Raw genomic sequence first — 16553 nt, 5'->3', positions numbered from 1 at the left:
ATTAAAAAAGGCTTCAATTGTATAAACTGAAACCTTTCTTGATTATAATAAAGTATTAATATCCGTGTAAATCAATACCTTCTGTTCTTTGCAGGGTTACTTTTCGACCCATTTTCTTTTGAATTACTCTGAAATGCTGCAATTCATCATCCGTCAGAATGCTGATTGCAGTTCCTTTTTCATTGGCACGCCCTGTTCTACCAATACGGTGAATATAATCCAGCGGTGAACGCGGCAACTCGTAATTGATAACACATGGCAGGGATTCAATATGGATTCCTCGCCCAATTAAGTCTGTAGCCACCAAAATCTGAGCACCGTTTACTTTAAATTCTTCCAGATTATTTCTTCTCGCTCCCTGTGACTTTTGGCTGTGAATGGCCACAGCTTTTATTTTATTCTTTTTAAGTTTCTCTACCAGATTATCTGCAGATCTTGTAGACGAAACAAAAATCAAAGCCTTTTCAACTTTTTTTTCTTTGATCAGATATCGTAAAAAAGGTCCTTTATTTTCCGGAGCAACATGATAAGCAAGCTGTTCGATATTATCAATTTCAACTTCTTCTTTTTTAATCTCAATAATTATAGGATTGATAGAAAGACGTTCTTTCATTTCAGCAACTTTATCATTCAAGGTAGCTGAAAATAAAGTAGTTTGTTTCGCTACAGGCATCATGGCAAAAAGCTTATTCATTTCTTCACCAAACCCTAGCTGAAACATTTTATCTGCTTCATCAATCACCAAATGTTTAATTCCTGAAATACTTAATGCATTATGATCAATTAAATCCAGCAGACGTCCCGGAGTAGCAATCAAAACTTCCACTCCAAACATTCCCTTCATCTGTGGATTGATAGAAACACCTCCATAAACAGCCATCGTACGGACTTCTCTCTTTAGATTTTCTGTGAATGCCCTGAAAACTTCATCGATCTGAATAGCTAATTCCCTGGTAGGAACCAATATCAAAACCTGAACATTACGGTTTTTTTTAACTTCCGCATTCTGTAATTTTTCTAGAATCGGCATCACAAAACACGCTGTTTTACCAGAACCTGTCTGAGCAATTCCCATCAGATCTTTCCCTTCCAAAATAACAGGAACAGCCTGCTCTTGTATAGGGAACGGTTTTAAATATCCTAATTTTTTGACAGAACGAATAATATTGTGTGATAATCCTAACGATTCAAATGACATAAAAATACTTATTTCCTGCAAAGATACGCTATTGATATTTGGTGTAAGCCTCAAAATACAATAGGCTGCAGATAAACTTCAATTATTTAAAGTTTTATGCCTTTCATTCAAAAGCATTGAAAATTTATATTGCCGATTTGTCCGAAAATTCAGGTTTGGACAAATTTTTGAAGATTAGTTTTGTAAATTTATCAAAAATTCGAGAAATCAAAATATGAAAAAAGCGTTAATAATAGTCGATGTACAGAATGATTTTTGTGAAGGCGGAGCACTTGCAGTTCCTGGAGCGAGCGAAATTATTCCATACATCAATCTCCTGATGGAAGAAAATGAATATGATCAGGTGGTTCTTACACAAGACTGGCATCCTGCAGGTCATAAAAGTTTTGCAAGCAGCAATGGAAGAAAGGTAGGAGAAAGTATTATTTTAAATGGTGTTCCACAGTTTATGTGGCCGGATCACTGTATTCAGGGAACTTTTGGGGCAGAATTTCACAAAGATCTGAACAGAGATAAAGTAACCCACATTGTACAGAAAGGTAAAAATATTGAAATTGACAGCTACAGCGGTTTCCAGGATAACAACCATTTTATGAAAACAGGTTTGGATGATTTCCTGAAATACCATGATATCCAACTGGTAGAAATTGTAGGTCTGGCATTAGACTATTGTGTTAAATTTACAGCACAGGATGCAGTAGCTAACGGATATGTAACGTGCCTTCATTTCAATGGAACACGTGCAGTAAACGTAAAACCTGACAACGGCAGAGATGCCATCTATGAAATGATTGAAAAAGGAGTAACGGTGTTGGGTTAATTCTTTTTAATGATGAATTATAAATGATGAGTTATGAATTTTAAAATTTATAGCTTAATAAAATAAAAAAGCGCAGAAAATAATTCTGCGCTTTTTGTTTTTTATCCTAAAGATACTTTTGAGAGAATGAAGTAAATTACAAATCTGAATCTGTTATTCATCATTTATAACTCATCATTTATCATTGTTTTAAAGCATTTTAAGGTTGTTCACTTCCAGTTCTGTAAGGATTCTCCAGTGTCCTCTCTTGATATTCTTCTTCGTTAATCCTGCAAACATTACTCTGTCTAAAGATTCTACCTCGTATCCTAATCTCTGGAAAATTCTTCTGATCACACGGTTCCATCCGATGTGGATCTCAATTCCAATTTCATTCTTAGGTTTCCCTTCAATATATGAAATCTGATCAACCACAGCTAATCCTTCATCAAGACGGATTCCTTCTGCAATAAGACGTAAATCTTCACCAGTAAGTTTTTTATCCAATGTTACATGATAAATCTTCTTAGCATCAAAAGATGGATGCGTCAGTTTTTTGGTCATGTGTCCGTCATTGGTCAGTAAGATAACTCCTGTTGTAGAACGATCCAGTCTTCCCACCGGGAAAAGTCTGTACGGAGAAGCATTCGCTACAAGATCCATTACAGTTTTTCTTGCTTTATCGTCTTTTGTAGTAGAAATATAACCTTTTGGCTTATTCAAAAGTACATATACAGGTTTTTCAGGAGTAATGCTTTGTCCGTCAAAAACTACTCTGTCTGTTTTCTGTACCTGATATCCCATTTCAGTTACCACCTTTCCGTTGACTTCTACCAATCCCTGAGTAATCAGTTCATCAGCTTCTCTTCTGCTGCAGATTCCGGAATTAGCGATATACTTGTTAAGACGGATGCTGTCTTTATGAACATCTTTTTCAATTTTATTCAACCTTCTTTTCTGTACAAAAGATCTTGTTTTGTCATCATTTCTGTCTTCACCATTAGATGGTCTTCTTCCGTATTTCAGACTGCCTCTTTCATACTTATCTCTTGTATCGAAATTCTTTCCTCCTCTCTTCGGTTTTCCAAAAGATTTTTTCTCATAGCTCTCACTTTTGTTCGTGATATAAGGTTTTCTTTCAGATTTTGAACCTGAATCTTCGTTAGAATTTTCGAAACTGTCGGTATTTCTTTTAAAAGGTTTCTTTTCAAATCTTGAGTTGGATCCCTGATGTTCTGGTCCTTTTCTTCCTCCGTCTTTAGAGAACGGCTTCTTGAAAGGTTTTGATCCTGAAGAATTTCCAGATCTGGAAGCACGAGAATCATCAGAACTTTTCTTGGTTGAAATTCTTGGTCTCTTTGGTCTATCTGAATTATTATTATCTCTGCTCATTCTAAAAATTTATGCAAAGATAGTAATTTAGTTACGAGTTAAAAATTAAGAATCATAACTTTGCACTATAGTTTACATTTTAACTTTACATAAAATAGAAGATGATAACAATATTAAACGATAATTTTTCACAGCTCAACGAGTTTCTTCACGAAAAAACTTTCAGTAAAATTTTCATTCTTGTAGATGAAAACACCCATGAATACTGCCTTCCTGTTCTTTTAGGAAATATGGAAACGGATCTTGGCTTTGAAATTTTAGAGATTGAAGCGGGAGAAGAAATGAAAAATATCCAGACAGCCAATCAACTTTGGGAAATTCTTACAGAAATGCAGGCGGACAGAAAAGCGCTGGTTATCAACCTTGGCGGTGGTGTAATAACCGATATGGGCGGATTTGTGGCATCTACTTATAAAAGAGGAATACAGTTTATCAATATTCCTACTACCCTTCTATCGATGTGTGATGCTGCCATAGGGGGAAAAACCGGGATTGATCTGATGCACTATAAAAATATGGTGGGAACTTTTGCTTTCCCTGAGCAAATCTTTATTTTTCCCAAATTCTTAGAAACACTACCTTTTAAAGAATTAAGAAGCGGATTTGCTGAAATGCTGAAACATGGGTTAATTGCTGATAAAAATCATTGGGACCAGCTAACACAGATCCGTAAACTGGAAGTAGAAACGGTAATCCCACATATTCAAACGTCTATGAATATTAAACAGAATGTTGTAGATCAGGATTTCCATGAGCAGAACATTAGAAAAACACTTAATTTCGGGCATACCATAGGACATGCGGTAGAAAGTTTATGTCTGCAGCAGGAAAACCCGATCCTTCACGGTGAAGCTGTGGCTATGGGAATGATTGCTGAAGCTCATCTGGCTTATCTTGAAAACCTTATTTCTGAAGAAGATTCAAAAATAATCATTGAAAACATTCAGAGATATTATCCATACCTTGATATCAGCGATTTTAAAGATGAAGATATTACTGCTTTACTACTGAATGACAAGAAGAATACCGACAGCAAAATCAATTTCTCTCTGCTTTCTGGAATAGGTTGTTGCATCTATGATCATCAGTGCAGCAAGGAAAATATCCTTGAATCTTTATCTTTTTATAGAAAATTGAACGATGCTTAACGTGTTTTTCAAAAATAAATTTATTTTAAAACGTGTTTTTGACAAAATTGTCAATTTAGACCACGTCTAAACAAACATTTAGTTAAAATTACAAATAATTAACAATCAATACTTTATTTAAAAAATCACTTAAACACTAAGTGATTTTTTTATTGATTTTACTCATAAAAAAAATTTTGGCAAGCAATTTGAAAGATACTCTCCGTTCAACTGAAAAGCTGGACAAGTAGTAAAATTTAAAATTAAGAAAGAGTAAAATTAAAAAAATTAAAGTTATGAAAAAGTTAATTTTAGGATTAGCGTTAACTGCAGGAACATTCGCATTCGCTCAACAGACAGGAAACACATCTTCTAATCCAGTAACATTTGGGGTAAAAGGAGGTATGAACGTTTCTTCCCTTTCAAAAGATAGCGGTCTTGATGATCAAAAATCTAAAATAGGATTCAACGCAGGTGTATTTGCCAACATTCCATTAGCCGCTTCATTCAGCGTTCAGCCAGAGGTTCAGTATTCACAATATGGTAATAAATCAGATTATACGTTAGCAGGAACTAAATATTCAGCTTCTACTAAACTAGATTATATTACAGTACCGGTAATGTTCCAGTACAACCTGATTCCAAATCTTTATGTGGAAGCAGGACCTGAATTTGGGTTCATGGTAAGTGCTAAAAACAAGTTCAAAAATGAATCAAACGGGCAGTCAAGTACTACAGACAACTACAAAGACAATTTAAATACATTTAACTTTGGTATTGGTCTTGGAGCTGGATATTATTTCACTCCGAACTTAGGACTTACCGCAAGATATGTTGCAGGTTTAACAGATGTAGCGAAAAACAGACCTAGTGGATCTGATGCTACAAGAAACAACCTATTCCAGGTAGGATTAGCTTATAAATTTAAGTAAGCTACATATTCACTAACAAATTTTATATTCAATAAAAAAGAACAGATTAATTTTTTAATCTGTTCTTTTTTTATGTTAAAATAACAAAGTGTCGACAAAATAACAAAAATATATCCCAATTTGATGATTTATGGATTTGTTAAAAACCCATAAAGTCTTTATACAAGGGGTTTACCGGCATATTGTTTGTTGCTTCTCGGACGTTAAACAACGTAAAAATTAAACTAATCTATGAAAAAGATTTTTCTGGGCCTGGCGCTTATCGCAGGTACTTTTGCTTTTGCTCAAAGCACTTCAACTTCTACAGAGGCTACTACTCCATCCACATCTTCACCCAAAATCAAATTCGGTTTGAAGGCGGGATTAAATGTTTCCAACCTTTCTAATATGGATATGAATTCAAAAGCCGGATTCTATGGTGGTGTTTTTGTGAATATTCCTGTCGCTAAGGATTTTTCTGTTCAGCCGGAAGTATTATATAATGCTGTGGGAGCTAAAGAGAAAGGAGGCAGCAATGCAAAACTTAATTTAGAATATCTTTCCGTACCTGTAATGTTCCAATATAAAGCACTTCCCAATCTATATGTGGAAGCAGGACCACAATTTAGCTTTTTAATTGATGCAAGATTAAAGAAAAGCGCTTCTACTGGTGCTTTAAAAAATGCAACTCAATCGTTCGACTTTGGAATCGGGTTGGGAGCCGGTTACAATTTAACCAAAAACATTGGCGTGAATGTAAGATACACTGCAGGATTATCTGATATTGTAAAAACAAAATACCAATACGGATATGACAGAGAAGGATCTGTTAGAAATGGTGTATTCCAGGTAGGAGTAAACTACAAATTCTAAAGCTTTATTAAGCTTTTTTCATTAAATTTTTATAATTAAAGTGGAGTCGGATTAAAATTAATCCGACTTTTTTAATGCGATAGAAAAATTATTCTTCAAAAACCACAATAAATAGTACATTCACAGTACATTTACACTTTGGCATACAGTTTGTTTCTTAATGAAAAGTTAAATAAAACTTAAAAACTATTAAAATAAAAAACTTATGAAAAAGATTTTTTTAGGCCTTGCCCTAGTAGCAGGTACTTTTGCTTTCTCTCAGAAAACTTCAACAGCTTCCGCTTCGCCAGTTAGATTTGGTGTAAAAGCAGGTCTTAATATCTCTACTCTTTCTGATAATGACTTCAACTCTAAAGCCGGATTTTACGGAGGAGTATTCGCAAACATTCCTGTAGCTCAGGACTTCTCTTTCCAACCGGAAGTAATGTACAGCGGAATGGGAGCAAAATTTAAAGCAGACAGCGATGCTAAAGCAAACCTAGATTACATCTCTGTTCCTTTAATGCTTCAGTACAATGCTCTTCCTAATCTATACCTGGAGGCTGGACCACAGTTTAGTTTCCTTGTGAATTCAAAATTAAAATATAAATCAAACTCTGCAGATGCCAAAGATATTTTCAAATCATTTGATTTCGGAATTGGTCTTGGAGCAGGATACTATTTCACACAAAATATCGGAGTTACTGCAAGATATGTTGCAGGTTTAACAGATGTAGCGAAAAACAGACCTGATTTATCTGAAGATAAAGCGAAAAACGGAGTATTCCAATTTGGTTTAGCTTACAAATTCTAAAAACAAACTTTCTATTCAATACAAAGCCGGATTATAGTAAATCCGGCTTTTTTATTGTTTGAATATTTTTTGGCAAGAAATTTGCGTACAGAATAGTTATTGTACTCTATTCCGGAATTTCCAATTTTACAGTTCCTGTTTTACAATGAATAGGTATTGATTCAATTGTGTATTCAATTGAAATTCAAAACTAACTCTAACTATTACCATTAATTTTTAACGAGAACTGCAAGAGATAGCTGGACATTAGAGTGCACAACAGAATACTGAAAAGTGTTTTGTTTTATTTAAAATACATTTTGATTTCAATAGAAAAAGTCAGGTTTATTAGTTTAATCCTGACTTTTTCGCATACCGTATGATTTTTATCACTTCTTATCTTTATGGCAGATATTTTGCCACAAAAAAAACAGAAAATAAAACTTATAATCATGAAAAAAATTTTTCTAGGACTTACACTTGTTGGCTCTTTTTTAATGAATGCTCAGGAAAAAGAAAAGTCTCCTACCCAACCATCTTCAGTAAAATTTGGGATTAAAGCTGGTTTCAATGGTTCTACTTTCAGCAGAGGGGAAAGAAACGAAGTAGATAATAACGAAAAAATCAAAGCCGGTTCACATATCGGAATATTTGCCAATATTCCTGTTGCTGAAAAATTCAGTATACAACCCGAGCTTCTTTTCAGCCAACTAGGCTCAAAAACGGAAGATCTCTTTATTCATGATTCCGGAGATTATTTTACGAAGCAGGAATATGAGTACAAAACTAATCTAAACTACCTTACTCTTCCTATTATGGTTCAGTACAATATTCTTCCTCAATTGTATGTGGAAGCAGGACCTGAATTCGGATTACTTCTGGGAGGAAAAATAGAAGGAGACGGAAGAAACGAAATAAGATACGATAATACAACGACTGTTAATTCTGAGAATTTCTCTAATAAAATTTCAATGAAATTATATAATAAATTCAATTTTGGAATTGGAATTGGCACAGGATATTATTTTACACAAAATTTTGGAGTAACTGCGCGATTCACAGCAGGTATAACAGGAATTTTCAAGAATGATTACGGTAGTAAAGTCAAAAACAATGCGCTTCAGCTTGGAGTGGCTTATCGCTTTAAATAGAGATATTTATTATTTTCAAAACGGATGTCGGGCTTTTAAGAGTCCGGTATTTTTATTTTTTATTCTTAAAAAGAGCCCGGAAGAGTTATTAATCCCTGAAAAAGTCAATTCCAGTTCAAAATTTTTCATGATTTCAATTATCAATAATAAAGCGCATTGAGCATTCAACTATTTTCACAAAACATTCAGTTTACAAAACATTTATTCATCAAAAAGGGATAAATGGTTTAAAATAAACTTTTCAAAAACCATCTGAAAAGCCCTTTAAACAGGCGTTTTTCGACTTTGGCAAGCAATTTGCAAAATACTTGGAGTCTGATTGAGAGATATCCGACACACAAATAGTAAAATTAAAAAATAAAATTATGAAGAAGTTATTTTTAGGATTAGCATTAACTGCTGGTACACTAGCTTTCGCTCAGGAGACAGAAACAAAGACGGAAACGAAAACAGTCAATGCATCACCACTAAAAAAAGATGTTCAGCCTATTAGATTCGGGATCAAAGCAGGGGGAAACTCAGCGTATTTCAGCCAGCAGAAATTTGGAATCAACACACAACAACTAGGTTTCCACGCAGGTGTATTCGTTAATATTCCAATTTCTAAACAATTCAGCTTCCAGCCAGAGGTATTATATAACCAAATGGGGGCAAAAGATGTAATGTATTCTACAGAAACTGACAATGGAGTAACGAATGTAAAAACTAAAGTACAGAGCAGAGTAAAAATGGATTACATTTCAGTTCCATTAATGGTTCAGATGAGACCTACTGACAAATTTTATATTGAAGCAGGACCTGAATTCAGTTATTTCATTAACGGGAAAAATAAAGGAGAATCTACTGTAGCAAGTACTACTGGAGGTGTTACAACAACTACTTCAAGTTCTCATTCTACAGATATCGACAAAGATATGATCAACAAATTCAACTTTGGTTTAGGCCTTGGTTTAGGATATGATATCACTTCCAATATCGGTATCAATGCAAGATATGTAAACAGCTTAACAAAGATTGATAAGAGCATGTCTGCCGCTGAAAACAACAACAGAGTATTTCAGTTAGGTCTTAACTACAAATTCTAATTAAGAACCAATTTTTTAACCGAAGTGCATTAACCTTGCACGCATAAAATAGCCGGAAGATTTTCTTCCGGCTATTTATATCAAAAGTTTTATTCAAATATTCTCGGATCATCACTGATCACACCATCTATTCCCATTTCTTTTAATTCTTTTAATCTTTCTCTGGTATTCACAGTCCATGGGATTACTTTCATGCCTAATGAGTGGCATTCCTGTACTAATTGAGACGTTACAAGATTGTGTTCCGGACTGTAAATCGTAGGAGTGAAACTCAGGAACTTCATATCTCCGGCTACTCCACTCAGATGATCTGGATACATTTTGAACTTTTCCACAGAAATATTTTTAAAATAAGCCTGCTGCTGGGCCAGTTTTTTATCATCTACCTTTTCCACAAGTAAAGCGGTCATGATTTTAGGATATTCTTTATGAAGAATTTCCAGTGTCCGTGGATCAAAAGATTGAATGATTACCCTGTCCTGAATATTTTTTTCTACAATAATCTTCATCATCAGATCTACAAATTCTTTCGGTTCAGGATGAAAAATGTTATCAGAAAAGGGACGTGTTTTCGTTTCTATATTGTAAAAAGGCAGTGGTCTTTTCAATTCGCGTGCATAGGCCTCACAAGCATCAATGACGTCTGAAAAAAGAGGTTTCTGAGCCTTCATTTTCTTTTGATCAGGATAATTATTCAGTTTTTTTAAACCTACGTCAAATGTTTTGATCTTTGCGTAAGGCATTTCATATATTTTGTAATAAAAGCCTGAATCTTTGGGAATGTAAGTTCCATCCGGTTTTGTAACCAGTTCCGGTGAAAGAAAAGCATCATGCGAAAGAATCACTTTTTTATCCCTGGTGATGGCCAAATCCATTTCCAGAGTTGTCACATTCATTTTAAGGGCATTCTTCATTGCCGGGATCGTATTTTCGGGGTAAAGAGATTTTCCTCCGCGGTGTGCCTGCTTGTCAAAAGACTGCGAAGAATACAATTGGGTAAATACCAGAAAAATACCCGTAAAAAGTGCGTTTTTCATATCCTGAAGTTTTAATCTGACAAAATTAAAACTCCATTATATACTGTATAATACAGGAATATTAAGCTTTTGCTACATTTAAACAACAAAAGAGCCGGATTACAAATCCAGCTCTTCTATTTTGATATATTTCAGATAAAGAGATTAATTGAATAAATCTATCTCTTCTCCTTTTCCAACAGGATATTCTTCTGTAAAGCATCCGAAACAGTGATTAGCTGATCCTAAAATGTCTTTCAGGTTGTCTATGCTTAAAAACTCTAAAGAATCTACCCCAAGATAATTTTTAAGTTCTTCCGTAGTCATATTCGCTGAGATAAGATCATCTTTAGACGGAGTATCAATTCCCAGATAACAAGGAGCAATAATGGGTGGAGAAACACTTCTGAAGTGAATCTCTTTTACGCCTGCATCTTTTAAAATTTTAACCAGTCTTTTAGATGTTGTTCCACGAACAATAGAATCGTCAATAATGACTACTCTCTTGTCTTTCATCTCAGAGATGATCGGGTTCAGCTTAAGGTTCACTACCCTTTCTCTCATTTCCTGTGTAGGAACGATGAAACTTCTTCCGATATATCTGTTTTTGATCAAAACCGGACGGAAAGGTATTCCTGAAGCTTTAGAGAAACCAATAGCAGCCGGAACTCCGGAATCCGGAACTCCAATCACCAAATCAGCTTCTACAGGAGCCTGTTCCCAGATTTTCTCTCCGGATTTTTCTCTGATCTCGTAAACATTGATATTTTCTAAGGTAGAGTCAGGTCTTGCGAAATAAATATATTCGAAAGAACAGATTCTCTGCTTACCCTTCGCTTCATCCATCATATAAGAATGAAGTTTTCCAGGTTCGTTTTCGTTGGTATAAATGATCTCACCAGGAAGGATATCACGTACATACTGAGCACCCACAGCATCCAATGCTACAGATTCTGAAGCTACTACATAAGATTTTTCATCAATAGCCCCCAATACTAACGGACGGATACCGTTGAAGTCTCTGAATGCAAAGAATTTGTTTCGGGTCATCCCTACTACAGAATAAGCTCCTTCAATCTTTTCCATGGTTGCTTTAATCGCTCCACGAAGACCTAAATCAAGGTTTTTCTGAATCAGTCTCAGGATAACTTCAGAATCGGAAGTCGCTCTGAAAACTACGCCTTCAGCTTCTAATTCTGCTTTTAATTCTTTGGCATTGGTAAGGTTACCATTGTGTGCTATAGAAAGTATAATCTGGTCATATTCGTTTTTCGCGAAAAATGGCTGAAAATTATATTTCTTCTTATCTCCTGCAGTGGTATAACGGGTATGCCCAATTGCAGAATTTCCCATAAAAGTTTCAGGTTCCTGAATTTCTTTATAAACATCCAAAACCAGTCCTTCGTCTTTCATGTTTGTGATTCTTCCATCCTTTAAAACGGAAATACCACAAGCCTCCTGACCTCTGTGCTGTAATGCAAAAAGGCCAAACTGTGAAAGAGAGAAAGTATCCAGATCATTATCTGAATACATTCCGAAGATCCCACATTCTTCATTAGGGGCATCCAGTCTTTCCTCTTCCTGAGTTCTGAAAAGATTCCTTCCGTAAGTCTGGGTTTCAAACTGTTTTAAATATTCACTTTTATGAATGTCTAAACTTTTCATTTCTATTTTTTCTAAATTAAAAGATTAAAAAATTTAACGATTAAAAAGATTACAGCCTGTTTAATTTTTAAATGGTTTAATCTTTAAATAAATTAAATCTTATTTCTGTAAAAGATTTTTAAGACGGTTATAGATTTCAACATAAGCCTCAGTAACTTCACCAAGATCTCTTCTGAATCTGTCTTTGTCTAATTTCTTCATGGTATCTTTATCCCAAAGTCTGCAAGTATCAGGAGAGATTTCGTCTGCTAAGATGATTTCACCGTCTGAAGTTTTACCTAATTCGATTTTGAAATCTACCAGGATGATATTGATTTTGTCAAACAGGTCGATAAGGATATCATTGATATCTGAAGATAACTCATACATTTCGTCAAGTTCTTCGTAAGTAGCTGCTCCTAAGAAAACGGCATGGTGATCATTGATAAGCGGATCTCCCAATTCATCTTTTTTATAACAGATATCGAAGATCGTTACAGGAGATTTAATTCCTTCTTCCACTCCTAATCTTTGCGCCATGCTTCCCGCAGAGTAGTTTCTTACTACCATTTCCAAAGGAATGATAGATACTTTTCTTACCAGCTGCTCTCTTTCGTCTAATTTTTGGATGAAATGAGTTTTGATCCCTTTTTCATTTAAATATTCAAAAATAAGAGTTGTGATGGCGTTGTTCATTTCTCCTTTAAGGTCTACCTGACCTCTTTTTTGAGCATTAAATGCTGTAGCATCGTCTTTGAAACGTACTACTACTTCATCAGGATTATCGGTTGCAAATACTTGTTTTGCTTTCCCCTCGTACAACATTTCTTTCTTTTGACTCATAATTTTACTTTCTAAATTGTAGTTAGATTTATTAATTTATTTTATTATTATTCCTGTTAAGACAGCCAGTCCAAAACTCAGCAGTGTACCAATTAATACATATTCTGTAAGCTTTCTCTGTTTTGCCTGTGCAAGGTCGCTGAATCTGAAAACAGATTTGGCAGCCACCATGAAACCTACGCCTTCCCAGTGATTCACCATAATAAAAATGAAAACCAGCAGGCGTTCTAAAATTCCGATATATTTTCCGGCACTTGATAAAGATTCGGTTTGAATAGTATTGGGGCCATCCGGAGCGGGCGTCCATGATGACAATAAGATTTTTATAAAAATAGAAGCCGGTGTTGTTAAAAACAGTGCCGCCATAATTACCTTTAAAAATTCCTGATTCTGTAAAAATCCAAAGCTGAATTCCTGGAAATAAAAAGAAACTCCGCCAATCACCAGAATATGCAGCAGCTGATCTATGAAAAACCATCTTTTCTTAGTCTTTACATTCTGGAAACTAAGCTTGGCTGCATCAATAATAAAGTGAGTTATTCCCACTAATACAGCAACCCACCAAAGCTGAAGGTCCCAAATAAAAATCAGACTTAAAACAATGTGAATCAGAACATGAATGTATAAAAACTTACTTTTCAGTTTATAGTTTTCCTTATCTGCAACCCATGAATTTGGCTGAAGTATAAAATCTCCGAGTAGATGTGCCAATATGAGTTTGATGAAGATCATGCCTATAATTCTGAGATTTTCTTTCTGAAATACTGATTGGTTTCCACGATGAGCTCATAGTTGGCTCGTTTCAGTCTCTGGCTTACCGAAGACTGTGAAATAGCAAATCTCTTAGCAAGATCCTCCTGTGTGATATCCTGATTCATGATCATTTCATGAATAATCTCTGCCGTAGCCATCGTCCAGTTATCAAAATCCTTGGACGACCATTTCAACAGGATATTAAGATCCCTGTCCACCGGATCACTGGAGGTTTTAATAGCAACCGTATGACCGTCACTTTTAAGATCATTAAGCAGTCTTCCTGAATTAACATAAGCTGTACCATTAGATTCAGTGATCTTCTCAGAAGAGAAACTTTCCTCACCAATACCTATGGCCATTCTTACATCCAGATTTTCGACACTTTTAATAAGAGATTTTATGGCTAGAAAACGCCAGAAAACGTCATCAATTTTGCACTTGAACTGAAACTCATCTCCCCTGTAGATTTCCCATGTGTGAGGAGCGCTTCCCCATTTTTCGAGAAGATGTTTAAGTCTGGTAATCCAAACTTCAGTGTCCGCATGCTGTGAATTTATAATATCACCGGTAATGACCGCTATCATACTGCAAATATAAGCATAATTACTTATATATAAAAAATATAAGCAGAAACACTTATAGATATTCATTATTAGCGAATCAGCTTATATCAATGATGTAGTAAACATAAGGTTTTTAAGGCTTTATGCCAACCATAAAATTACGGAAAAGCAAAAAAACATTCAATCATCCTGTTGTTATATTTACTTTAACTCTACTTTTTTATACTTTTTTTATAATAAGAAGCTGTTCCTGCTATCCGCTCATACTCCTCGCGCCTTCGTATTCCAACTCCCTAACCCTACAACTCTCCCACTTCTACTGCGGGGTAACCGCTGCTATCAGGGCTAGGACAGTCAGTGCGAGCAAGGCGAAGCAATCTCCTGAATTATTTCTACACCATATAAAAATAGAACTAACAGGTTTTAAAAACCTGTTAGGTTTAGCTGATAGTATTTAAATCTGATGTTATTTACTTTTTAATAAACTGATGTACCTTTTCATCAAGCTTCAGGAAATAAGTTCCCGTTGGAACATCTTGTACAGAAATATGTTTCTTATATCTGAAAGGATCTTTTTCGGTATAAATCACTTTTCCCGAAAGATCTATGATTTGGGCTATTTTTACTTTGTCAACCGCTCCTTTCACATAAAGATAATCATCAGCCGGATTGGGATAGATAATAAATTCATTATTGTCAACAATCAATTCTGCTGTAGACAATGTGCCACCAAGGTTCTGACAGTAATTGGACGGATAAGAATCCCATTCACTGATAGTAAAAGTATTATTAGGCTGATTGATGGTGTTCTTTCTGTATAAAGATACGTTCCCGTTATTATTGGTCGTGTATTTTACCCCGATAGCATCTACTGTAACTGTTTTGTTATACGCAAGTTCCACATAATTTCCTCCCGCAAACATCATAGGATCAGAAGCTGTAGCAAATCTTGCCTCATCAGGAGTATAACATGATAAAGTGCCTTTCGGATTCAGGATAACAAAAGTTTCATTGTTTCCTACCCTGCCTTCCAATTCATATGTGTCACCATTATAGAAATCTCCGGATAGACTATTTTTAAACTGAATATTAATTCTGTAATTATTTAAATTAACCTCATGTCCTGTTTTATTGACGATTTCCAGCGCATTATTTTTCACAGATTCCGTATTTGTTCCGGATATATATTTGGTAATGATAAGATCCGAGGCATAGGAATCCGAAGCAATTGTTGAGGCTGTCACCGTATTACTGAATGGAGATTCCAGGTATGCTTTATCAAAAGCTTTCACCGTAAAAGTATAGATGGTTGACGGGCTCAGATGATCGATGCTGATGGAAGTCCCTTTTGTAACCGCAACAGGTGTCGCTGATCCATTCATATAAACTCTGTAGCCTAAAACATCATTATCAGGAGAAGCCGTCCAGCTCAGATTCACAAAATAAGCATTCTGCTGGGTTGAAACCAGTGATCCGGGAGCTGCGGGAGCAATATTATCAGGCGTTTCGGACCAGATCATATCAATCCACTCAGGATGATCTATAAATGGATTTCTATTTTTTTGTATAGTATAAACAGCATTGTTCCGGTCAATTTCTCTTTGTGAAACAGGATCTGCTGCACTCCATTGTTTCAGCATTGCAATATAAGCAAGATCAACCGCTCTTTCTTCCGTTCCATCCAATGGACACTGATCAGTAGCAGGAGTAAGATTGGCCGAAGTAGTATAAGCTGTATTGAATGAACCTAATTTTCCTTCATACCGTACTGCAAAATACAACAAGCTCCTGGCAATATCACCTTTGAATTCATTAATAGGTTCATACACTCTTCCGGTATAAGGATAATTGGGAATAGCTGCATTGGATATTCTCGAAGTGTTGGAAAAAATATAATGGTTGGTATTATTTCCTATTCCATAAGGATAATTGCTCCTGCGCTGGTTGATCCATCCATCAACAGGAATTATAAAATTCAGATCCGAATACATAGGATAATCACTGATAGATGAGCTTGTACTGAATGTACTCTGCGGCATCATGTGTTCTCTGTTATATCCCTGGCCTTCCATGCCGACACCTGCTACCAGCTGATCCGCAGTATATTCATAAGAATCAGGTCCTGAAGGAATTTCAGAATAGATATCCAGCAGATACTGAGTATTGGAAGCATCATGATCATAATATTTATCCAGATCAGTCTGTCCATACAACACCTTAAGATCGTCATAATGCCAGTTGACCATCTTTTCAGAAATAATATCATGAAGTTTTGATTTCAGAGCATATCCCGTCAATCCGGCAGTTCCGTCGTAATATCCGGCAGGAACCTGCGCAGAAATATAAGAGGAAATTAAAATGATAGGAAGTAGAAATTTTTTCATGCTTTAAAAATTGGGGAACTAAAATAGTGAAATAAAAAA

At 35.3% G+C, this 16553-nt stretch carries 15 protein-coding genes; 7 read left to right on the top strand and 8 right to left on the bottom strand.

All coding sequences use genetic code 11. The features are described from left to right. Positions 1–55: 55 nt before the first annotated feature. A complete protein-coding gene (locus tag DEU39_RS04475) occupies positions 56–1198 on the bottom strand; it encodes a DEAD/DEAH box helicase (protein WP_120231078.1) in 1143 nt (380 codons plus the stop codon). A 214-nt stretch (positions 1199–1412) separates the two neighbouring features. Between DEU39_RS04475 and pncA the strand changes: the two genes are divergently transcribed. Further along, positions 1413–2018, top strand: a complete 606-nt coding sequence (gene pncA / locus DEU39_RS04470) for a bifunctional nicotinamidase/pyrazinamidase (RefSeq protein ID WP_034698270.1) — start codon at positions 1413–1415, stop codon at positions 2016–2018. 189 nt (positions 2019–2207) lie between these two features. Here pncA and DEU39_RS04465 read toward each other — a convergent pair whose 3' ends face one another. Beyond that, positions 2208–3389, bottom strand: a complete 1182-nt coding sequence (locus DEU39_RS04465; RefSeq protein ID WP_228432286.1) for a pseudouridine synthase — start codon at positions 3387–3389, stop codon at positions 2208–2210. A 101-nt stretch (positions 3390–3490) separates the two neighbouring features. On the opposite strand from DEU39_RS04465, the gene aroB reads away from it, so the two are divergent. The 6 genes from aroB (at position 3491) to DEU39_RS04435 (ending at position 9308) form a co-directional block, all read left to right on the top strand. After that, complete coding sequence (aroB, locus tag DEU39_RS04460) at positions 3491–4537, top strand: 3-dehydroquinate synthase (protein ID WP_120231077.1); 1047 nt, start codon at positions 3491–3493, stop codon at positions 4535–4537. Between the two features lie 275 nt (positions 4538–4812). Continuing rightward, positions 4813–5448, top strand: a complete 636-nt coding sequence (locus DEU39_RS04455; RefSeq protein ID WP_062669694.1) for a porin family protein — start codon at positions 4813–4815, stop codon at positions 5446–5448. 231 nt (positions 5449–5679) lie between these two features. Then, complete coding sequence (locus tag DEU39_RS04450) at positions 5680–6300, top strand: porin family protein (RefSeq protein ID WP_062669696.1); 621 nt, start codon at positions 5680–5682, stop codon at positions 6298–6300. 205 nt (positions 6301–6505) lie between these two features. Further along, complete coding sequence (locus DEU39_RS04445; RefSeq protein ID WP_062669698.1) at positions 6506–7093, top strand: porin family protein; 588 nt, start codon at positions 6506–6508, stop codon at positions 7091–7093. 431 nt (positions 7094–7524) lie between these two features. Beyond that, complete coding sequence (locus DEU39_RS04440; protein ID WP_120232189.1) at positions 7525–8223, top strand: porin family protein; 699 nt, start codon at positions 7525–7527, stop codon at positions 8221–8223. A 365-nt stretch (positions 8224–8588) separates the two neighbouring features. Further along, entirely contained in the window at positions 8589–9308 is a 720-nt protein-coding gene (locus DEU39_RS04435; protein WP_120231076.1) for a porin family protein, read from the top strand. An 89-nt stretch (positions 9309–9397) separates the two neighbouring features. On the opposite strand, the gene DEU39_RS04430 is transcribed toward DEU39_RS04435, so the two are convergent. The 6 genes from DEU39_RS04430 to DEU39_RS04405 all read right to left on the bottom strand — a co-directional run bounded on the left by DEU39_RS04430 (position 9398) and on the right by DEU39_RS04405 (position 16514). After that, positions 9398–10345: a glycerophosphodiester phosphodiesterase family protein gene (locus DEU39_RS04430; protein ID WP_120231075.1), complete on the bottom strand. Its 948-nt coding sequence runs from the start codon at positions 10343–10345 to the stop codon at positions 9398–9400. A 144-nt stretch (positions 10346–10489) separates the two neighbouring features. Continuing rightward, the gene (gene purF / locus DEU39_RS04425) at positions 10490–11989 is read right to left on the bottom strand and encodes an amidophosphoribosyltransferase (protein ID WP_062669706.1); all 1500 of its coding nucleotides are present in this window, start codon (positions 11987–11989) and stop codon (positions 10490–10492) included. Between the two features lie 99 nt (positions 11990–12088). Continuing rightward, positions 12089–12811: a phosphoribosylaminoimidazolesuccinocarboxamide synthase gene (purC, locus tag DEU39_RS04420; protein WP_047430685.1), complete on the bottom strand. Its 723-nt coding sequence runs from the start codon at positions 12809–12811 to the stop codon at positions 12089–12091. A gap of 36 nt (positions 12812–12847) precedes the next feature. Next, positions 12848–13543 (bottom strand): DUF3307 domain-containing protein, encoded by a 696-nt coding sequence (locus DEU39_RS04415; protein WP_120231074.1) that lies wholly within the window; start codon positions 13541–13543, stop codon positions 12848–12850. Positions 13544–13545: 2 nt separating this feature from the next. Further along, positions 13546–14151 carry a SatD family protein gene (locus tag DEU39_RS04410; protein WP_034698295.1) on the bottom strand — a complete coding sequence of 202 codons (606 nt, stop codon included), beginning with the start codon at positions 14149–14151 and terminating at the stop codon, positions 13546–13548. A gap of 449 nt (positions 14152–14600) precedes the next feature. After that, complete coding sequence (locus DEU39_RS04405) at positions 14601–16514, bottom strand: endonuclease (protein WP_120231073.1); 1914 nt, start codon at positions 16512–16514, stop codon at positions 14601–14603. Positions 16515–16553 lie beyond the last annotated feature (39 nt).

Source organism: Chryseobacterium sp. AG363 (genome assembly GCF_003610675.1).
GTDB lineage: Bacteria > Bacteroidota > Bacteroidia > Flavobacteriales > Weeksellaceae > Chryseobacterium > Chryseobacterium cucumeris.
This window is presented reverse-complemented; position numbering and strand designations above follow the sequence as displayed.

Coding starts and splice junctions, on each gene's coding strand:
- DEU39_RS04475 (WP_120231078.1), bottom strand. CDS start 1,198: ATGTCATTTGAATCGTTAGGATTATCACACAATATTATTCGTTCTGTC.
- pncA (WP_034698270.1), top strand. CDS start 1,413: ATGAAAAAAGCGTTAATAATAGTCGATGTACAGAATGATTTTTGTGAA.
- DEU39_RS04465 (WP_228432286.1), bottom strand. CDS start 3,389: ATGAGCAGAGATAATAATAATTCAGATAGACCAAAGAGACCAAGAATT.
- aroB (WP_120231077.1), top strand. CDS start 3,491: ATGATAACAATATTAAACGATAATTTTTCACAGCTCAACGAGTTTCTT.
- DEU39_RS04455 (WP_062669694.1), top strand. CDS start 4,813: ATGAAAAAGTTAATTTTAGGATTAGCGTTAACTGCAGGAACATTCGCA.
- DEU39_RS04450 (WP_062669696.1), top strand. CDS start 5,680: ATGAAAAAGATTTTTCTGGGCCTGGCGCTTATCGCAGGTACTTTTGCT.
- DEU39_RS04445 (WP_062669698.1), top strand. CDS start 6,506: ATGAAAAAGATTTTTTTAGGCCTTGCCCTAGTAGCAGGTACTTTTGCT.
- DEU39_RS04440 (WP_120232189.1), top strand. CDS start 7,525: ATGAAAAAAATTTTTCTAGGACTTACACTTGTTGGCTCTTTTTTAATG.
- DEU39_RS04435 (WP_120231076.1), top strand. CDS start 8,589: ATGAAGAAGTTATTTTTAGGATTAGCATTAACTGCTGGTACACTAGCT.
- DEU39_RS04430 (WP_120231075.1), bottom strand. CDS start 10,345: ATGAAAAACGCACTTTTTACGGGTATTTTTCTGGTATTTACCCAATTG.
- purF (WP_062669706.1), bottom strand. CDS start 11,989: ATGAAAAGTTTAGACATTCATAAAAGTGAATATTTAAAACAGTTTGAA.
- purC (WP_047430685.1), bottom strand. CDS start 12,811: ATGAGTCAAAAGAAAGAAATGTTGTACGAGGGGAAAGCAAAACAAGTA.
- DEU39_RS04415 (WP_120231074.1), bottom strand. CDS start 13,543: ATGATCTTCATCAAACTCATATTGGCACATCTACTCGGAGATTTTATA.
- DEU39_RS04410 (WP_034698295.1), bottom strand. CDS start 14,151: ATGATAGCGGTCATTACCGGTGATATTATAAATTCACAGCATGCGGAC.
- DEU39_RS04405 (WP_120231073.1), bottom strand. CDS start 16,514: ATGAAAAAATTTCTACTTCCTATCATTTTAATTTCCTCTTATATTTCT.